Raw genomic sequence first — 6,808 nt, 5'->3', positions numbered from 1 at the left:
CGAGTACTCAGCGCCTTGAAAACGCTGGACCCGGGCGCCGCCGCCCACATGTCCCTTCATCTAAAACCAACAATGTCAAAGAGCGCAAAATACCGACGCCCTACCAACCCTCTTTTCAGAGAGTGGCGCGGCGCCGAGAATTTGGTGACCGTAGCAAGCGAACCGTGTGGCCCTCCGCTGCGGTGACACCCCTCTAGGACCACTCCCAGATTCGGTCAAACACATTCTTGCAATTTTCCTACACTTTTTCAAAAATCCCCGGATTTGCGCGGGTTTACGGGTCCTTCAGACCCCCGCTGCTATACAGCGAGGGATGGACCATTCCCCGCCAAGCCCGAATCAGCCGCCGGAATCACTGGGGAATCAGGTGCGCAGCGCCGTTATCTGGCGTTCGGGCAGCCAGATCGTCGCGCAGCTCGTGCAATGGGCCGCCACGTTCCTGGTCATCCGCATCCTCGACCCGCACGATTACGGGATGTTCGCGATGACCGGGGTGGTGCTGGTGTTTCTCAACATGCTCAATGGCTATGGACTGGCCTCCGGGCTGATCCAGAAACCGACCATCACCGCGCGCGAAATACGCCAGCTGTTCGGCATGCTGCTCCTGCTCAACGGGACGCTCGGTATCGCGCAATTCCTGATCGCGCCGTTTGCCGCGGCCTATTATCGGCACACGGAGGTTGCGGACCTGTTGCGCGTGCAAGCGCTGCTCTATCTCGCCACGCCGTTCATCGCGCTTCCCTACGCCCTGCTCTCTCGGGCCATGGACTTCCGCTTGCAGGCACGCGTCAACATCATTGCCGCGATCGCCAGCGCCAGCGCCGCTTTGGCCGGAGCGCTGGCCGGGCTTGGCGTGTGGACGTTGGTGTTCGCCCCCATGGTGCTGTTCGCCGTCCGCGCCGTCGGCATGACCATTGCCGCCAAATCATTGGTGTGGCCGAGTTTCGACTTTCGCGGCGCGGGTGGGCTGGCGCGCTATGGTGGGGTGATGGCGGCGAGCCAATTGTTCTGGTTCGCGCAGAGCCAGGCGGACGTGTTCATCGCCGGGCGGCATTTCTCCGCCTACGACCTGGGTATCTATACGACGGCGCTGTTTCTAACGCAGATCTTCGTCAGCAAGTTCGTGCCCCCGCTTAATGAGGTGGCCTTCTCGGCCTATGCCCGCATGCAGCACGATGCCGCGGCGATGGGACGGGCGTTCGCGCAGAGCGTGCGGATCATCATGATCGCCGCTTTGCCCTTCTATTTCGGGCTGGCAGCGACGGCGGAGCCGCTGGTGCTGACGATGCTGGGCGACAAATGGCGCGCCGCGGTACCGGTTGTCCGCCTGCTCGCGCTGGCCATGCCGTTCATGACCTTGCAGGTGTTGATCAGCCCGGCCTGCGATGCGCGCGGCCGCCCCGGCATCGGCGTACAGAATGGTGCGATCGGCGCGCTGGTGATGGGCACAGCGTTCCTGATCGGGGTACAATATGGGCTGATCGGGCTCGCTGTGGCCTGGATCCTGGCCTATCCGATCTATCTCGGCATCAGCCTGTGGCGCGCGCTGCCGGTGATCGGCACGACGGCGCTGGCGCTGGCCGAGGCGATCGCGCCGGCCTTACTGTGCGCCGCCGGCATGGCGCTGGCCGTGTGGCGGATCGACGGCGCGCTGCCGATTCTGGCGCCGCTGCCCCGGCTGGCCATCCTGGTGGGGATCGGCGCGCTGTTCTATGGCGGCGCGTTGCTGCTGTTCGCGCGCGGCGTGGTGCGCGACCTGATCGCGATCGTGCGCAAACAACCCCTGCCCGCCTGACCGCTTACGCCTGCTGGATATAGGAGCGCATCGCCTCGGCATCCGCCTCGATCCGGTCGATACGGTATTTGACGAGATCGCCGATCGAAACGATGCCGACCACTTGGCCCTGATCGAGCACTGGCAGATGGCGAATGCGCCGCCGGGTCATCAACGACAAGGCGCCGATCGCCGCTTCGCTGGGACTGACCGTAATCGCCGGCGAGGTCATGATCTCGCCGACCGTCGCGTTCAGCGCGGCCGCCCCCTGCGCGGCAAGCGCATGGATCACGTCGCGTTCGGAGAAGACGCCGACGACATCGGCGCCGTCCATCACCGGCACCGCGCCGATGCGCTTCTCCGCCAGCAACGCGACCGCGTCGCGCACGCTGACGTCGGCGGTGGTGGATATCAGCTGGCGGTCATTGCCGCCGAGGATCGTCGCGATCGTCATATTGCTCTCCCTTGCCCCGCCGCTCGGTTGATCGAGTCCGCTGGCATCGGAAAGGTCCTCCTTTGCCGCGCAAAGCGCAAGGGCGGGAGCGAGGGGAAGCCTTTGAGCGCAGGCCCCGTCTTGCCCGCGTCGAATCCCCGCTGTCGCGAGAATAGCGCGGTTGGCGGACGCTAGCGACCGGCCGGTTTGTACACGAGGTCGAGCACGGTCTCGCCATGCGCCGGTACGATCGTCCGCCAGGTCTGCACGCCGTTGCGCTCGATCAGCCGCGCGCTGGTTTTGGCGGGTTTTTCGGGGAAACCGATTTCGAAGGTGGCCGGCGTGTCGCGCGCGTTGGTAACGCGTATCTTATAGGGCCACTTCCTCTTCGATATCGGCAACGCGGTGGCGACATAGCGCACGTGATCGCTCTGCCCCGCGCCCAATTCGACCTCTTCATCGATGGCGCGGTCGGCCAGGCGGCTTTCGCCGACCAGCAGATCGCTGCCCCGGCCCGGTTCGAATACCGCGACGCCGCCGGCGGGAAGCGGCAAGCCGAGACCATCGGCCTGCTTGTTCTGCAGGCGCAGGATCAGCGCCGCGGCGACGCTCTCGCGCTGATCATAACCGGGAGACCCAAAGCGCCCCCCCGAATAAATGCGCTCGAACTTGACCTGTTTGCGATCGATCATCGCCACCTGTTTGCGGCTGAGCGCCGCGACAGTGACGCGTTCGGGAATGCGATAGAGTTTGAGATCACCCAGTTCCTCCTGCTGCGCCATCATTGGCGCCGGAGGCGGCGGCGGCGGGGGCGGCGGCGCTGGCGCCATCATCATCATTCGGTCGCGACGCTTGCTGCCGGTAACGACGATATCATAGCCTTCGGTCTCCTCCTGCGCCCGCCACTCGGGCCAGGGCGACTTCTCGACCTGCCATCTGGGATGCGTGGCGGTCGTATCCATCGGCCAGCAGCGCAGCGCCAGGCGTGGTTCCGGCCCCTTGGGCAGGCGGGCATTGGCTTCCTTATTCGGCGCGCCGGCCACCGCTTGCGTGCTGGCATTGGCGAACCCTTGGCTGCCGCCATTGGCGACCGTCAGCCAGGCGAACAGATCGAGCGTCGCGCCATCGGCCGCAACGCGCGCGACATAGTTGGCCGACCAGTCGAAGCCTTGCGCGAGATAGGAGAGTTGTACGGTGACGGTGGCGGCGCGCGCGCTATCGGTCGTCACCGACAGCGTGGGTTTCGCGGCGAGATCGCCGGGCACGCCGGCGTATCGGATCCCTTCGGGCAAGCCGGAACAGCCCAAGGCTTCGACGCCATCACCCGTGGTCAGCAGCACGCCGCCCAGCGGGCCGGACTGGATGATCGCGTCGCCGACGGTAACCTTGCCGGTCGCACGATTGGTGCGCCGGATCGAGACGCGGCGCTTCAGATACGCGTCGATCAGGGCGGCGGGCGAAATCAGCCGCGCATCGCGGTTCTTCTCGCCGATACGCTGCGGCAGGCCGGTGAGGATGGCGGTTTCGGGCATCATGCCCTCCGACACGCCTTCGAAACGGATCGTCACGGGGCCGGCGGGGACGGGCAGCGTGCGTGTTTCGGTGATCAGGGCATAGCCGCCGGGCCAGCCCTGGGCCGGGATCGGCTGTGGGCCGCGGTACGGATCGCGGTACAGCGTCACCGCGATCGCCTCGATCCTATCCGACTTGATGACGCTTTGCGCCGCAGCCGGCGGGGCCGCGACCAAGGCGAGAAGAAGGAGCAGCCAGCGCATCAGTAGCGCGTATCGAAGACCACGTTGAGCGAAGCCTTGCCATTGGCAGGGACCGGCACCTGCCATTCGAGGCGATCGGCCGAGACGCGGTTGCCGGCGATGCTCTGTTCGATCACCCGCACGTCGCCGTACAATCCATCCTGGGCGAGATCGACCGTGACCGGTTCGGCGCGCGCGTTGCTGAGATCGTAGCGCATCGTGGTGCGCCAGCGGCTTGACGACAGGCGCTTGCGCTCGACCACCACCGCCATCGCCTTGACGTCGAACGCGTCGCCGGTGCGGATCGCCATTTGCGAGCCCATCGGGGTGCCCGGAATACGGTTTTCGCCGATAAATTGCGGATCGCCGCGCGCGTCGCGCAAATAGACGCGGATCGTACCCGCCGGGAGCTGATCACCCAGCCCGCCGCTTTTTGACGTGGAGAATTTAAGCACGCTGGCGGCCGAGCGGGGCTCGCCGGTCGTCGCCAGCCAGCCATTGACCCATTCGTACGTATTGCGCGCCGGGGCACCCTTCACGTCGAGGAAGCTGACCTGCTTCTGCTGCGCATTGGCAACGGTGGTGCGCGCCGGAAGCGGATACAGGACATAATCGCCCAGCCTTTCGCGCGTGCCCGTCTCGGTGCCCGCCTCGGTCAGCGTGGCGCGCGACAGGCGGGAGAAATAGCCTTTGTTATTGTTGGCGTTAGGATTGCCGGCGACGAGCAGGATATCGGCGTCGCGATAGGTGGTGCCGGTGGCGTTGGTCAACGTGACCCAGCCTTGCACGTCGATCGCGCCCTTGGCGGCATCGAACAGCAGCACGTAATCGCTGGTCCAGCCGAGCCCAGGCGTGAGATAGGTGAGCGTGGCGGGAATGCGCCCTGCGCTGGCGGTTTGCAGCGTGACGGAGAGTGTTGGCCGGGCGCGGAGATTTTCGGGCACCTTGTCGAAGATCACCCGCACCGGCAGGCCATCGTCGCGCAGCACTTCGATGCGGCTGCCAATCTGCAGCACGATACCGCCATTGGCCGCCAGCACACGCGCCTGTTCGCGTGTCTCGGCGCCGGTGGCGGGATTGGTGCGCACGATCGTGACGACCGAACCGACCGCCTTCTCCATCAACTTGTCGGGCGAGAGCAGATCGAAATCGAAGTTCTGCTCGACGATGCCGATGCCGGGGCCGGACAAAGTGACGGTCTCGGGGCGGATTTGCGCCGAGACGTCAGGGAAATCCTGCCGTGTACGACCGTTCGCAAGGTTAAGCTGGCGCACGTCCTGCACTAGCGACTGGCCGTTCTGATAGATGGTGAGCGACACATCGCCCTGCGCGCTGGGGCCGACCGGGTTGGCGGGGTCCGCTGCCGGAGAGGTTTGCGCGTGGAGCATGGCCGGGGTGAGCGCGAGCGTTGTCGCCAGCAAGAACCGCTTCATTCGTCGCTCCCCCGTATCGTTGGCGGGAGGGTAATATGGGTGGGCGGGGAGGACAATGGGGATTGAGATCCCCCCTCTCCAGACTCTCGCCGCCACCGGTTTTGATGCGGGCGAAACGGAAAAGAAAAAGGGCCCGAACCTTTCGGTTCGGGCCCCTCCTATCAATTACCCTTACGCGCCGGTCACTTCGCTTGCCGGCGGGCGACCGCGGCGGCGGCGGGGCTTTTCCTCGGGTTCGTCGCCGGCGACGTCGTTGGCCGGGCCGTCCTTGGGCGGCTCGACCGGCGTTACCGCCGAGATGTTGAGTGATGGTGGCAGGCGATCGGCTTCGAACGCGGGTGCCGCTTCGGCGACCGGCTCGCGCCGCGGACGGCCGCGGCGACGCGGGGCTTCCTGCGGCTCTTCGACGCGTGGGGCCTCGTCCTGCGGGGTATCGGCGCGCGGGGCTTGCTCCAGCGGCAGGGCTTCCTGTTCAACCGTCGCGCGCTCTTCAGCCTGGTAGCGCTCGGTGCGTTCGGGACGGTCGGCGCGGTTGCGATTGCCGCGGTCCTCGCGGACGTAGCGATCGGCGGCCTGGTCGTTGCTAGCGGCGCCAGTGCCATCCGTGGCTGCGGCAGCGTTGCCATTGGCATTGCCATCGCGATTGGTATTCTGCCGGCGCGGACGCTCGTCATACTGGCGTTCGGCGCGCTCGCCGCTGGCCTGGCGATCCTGGCGCTCGGGACGATCGTTCTGCGACCCGCGCGTGCCTTCGCTCTGGCGCTCGCCCTGATAGCCGCCATTCGGCTGGCCGTTCCGCTCCTGACGGTTGCCGTCCTGACGATCCTGCCGCTCGGGGCGATCCTGCCGCCCCTCCGGACGGTGGCCGTCCTGGCGCGTTTCCTGACGCCCGTCTTGACGCCCCTCTTGACGCCCGTCTTGACGATTGCCGTCCTGTTGCTGGCGCGGCGGCTCGGCGCGGGCGACGGGTTCGCCCTCGTCGTCATAGTCCTGCTCGTCGTCCTGGAACGTATTCGCGCCACCCTGGATCGGCGGACGATTGTTTTCCTCGAGCCGCGAGCGCGTTTCGGCCAGCACCCGGAAATAGTGGTCGGCAAACTGCAGATAATATTCGGTGTTCACGCGGTCGCCGGACATTTGCGAATCGCGCGCGAGCGCCTTGTATTTCTCGAGCAACTGCGCGGCATTGCCACGCGATCGGTTGTCGATGCGGTTGCCGGTATCCTGGCGGCCCGAATTACCTTGGGGGCGCTGTTGCTGCCCGCCGCGGCCGCGACGGCGGCCGGCCTGACGATTGTTGTTGATCAACTGTATCTATCCCTGTCCGTAGTTACCAACCGTGCTCCGCAAGCGATGTGGTGCAATGCTCCCCGGCCCGTGGCCACCGACCATCGGTGGAACAGGCCTGCCACGG

5 protein-coding genes are annotated in these 6,808 nt (G+C 66.0%); 1 reads left to right on the top strand and 4 read right to left on the bottom strand.

The genetic code is table 11. The features are described 5' to 3' along the window. Nucleotides 1-313: 313 nt before the first annotated feature. On the top strand, nucleotides 314-1,795 hold the full coding sequence (locus U1739_RS17085; RefSeq protein ID WP_332709778.1) for a lipopolysaccharide biosynthesis protein: 1,482 nt from the start codon (nucleotides 314-316) through the stop codon (nucleotides 1,793-1,795). Between the two features lie 4 nt (nucleotides 1,796-1,799). On the opposite strand, the gene U1739_RS17080 is transcribed toward U1739_RS17085, so the two are convergent. The 4 genes from U1739_RS17080 to U1739_RS17065 all read right to left on the bottom strand — a co-directional run bounded on the left by U1739_RS17080 (nucleotide 1,800) and on the right by U1739_RS17065 (nucleotide 6,702). Further along, on the bottom strand, nucleotides 1,800-2,228 hold the full coding sequence (locus tag U1739_RS17080) for a CBS domain-containing protein (protein ID WP_332709777.1): 429 nt from the start codon (nucleotides 2,226-2,228) through the stop codon (nucleotides 1,800-1,802). A 170-nt stretch (nucleotides 2,229-2,398) separates the two neighbouring features. Then, nucleotides 2,399-3,982 carry a DUF4139 domain-containing protein gene (locus tag U1739_RS17075; RefSeq protein ID WP_332709776.1) on the bottom strand — a complete coding sequence of 528 codons (1,584 nt, stop codon included), beginning with the start codon at nucleotides 3,980-3,982 and terminating at the stop codon, nucleotides 2,399-2,401. Further along, nucleotides 3,982-5,394 carry a DUF4139 domain-containing protein gene (locus U1739_RS17070; protein WP_443025585.1) on the bottom strand — a complete coding sequence of 471 codons (1,413 nt, stop codon included), beginning with the start codon at nucleotides 5,392-5,394 and terminating at the stop codon, nucleotides 3,982-3,984. The genes U1739_RS17075 and U1739_RS17070 overlap by 1 nt, the downstream gene beginning before the upstream one ends. Before the next feature lie 171 nt (nucleotides 5,395-5,565). After that, nucleotides 5,566-6,702, bottom strand: a complete 1,137-nt coding sequence (locus U1739_RS17065; RefSeq protein WP_332709775.1) for a DUF4167 domain-containing protein — start codon at nucleotides 6,700-6,702, stop codon at nucleotides 5,566-5,568. Nucleotides 6,703-6,808 lie beyond the last annotated feature (106 nt).

The organism is Parasphingomonas puruogangriensis, assembly GCF_036663635.1.
In the GTDB taxonomy this organism is placed as follows: Bacteria; Pseudomonadota; Alphaproteobacteria; order Sphingomonadales; family Sphingomonadaceae; genus Sphingomonas.
Note: the sequence above shows the minus strand (reverse complement) of the source record. Positions and strands in the feature narration are given on the sequence as shown.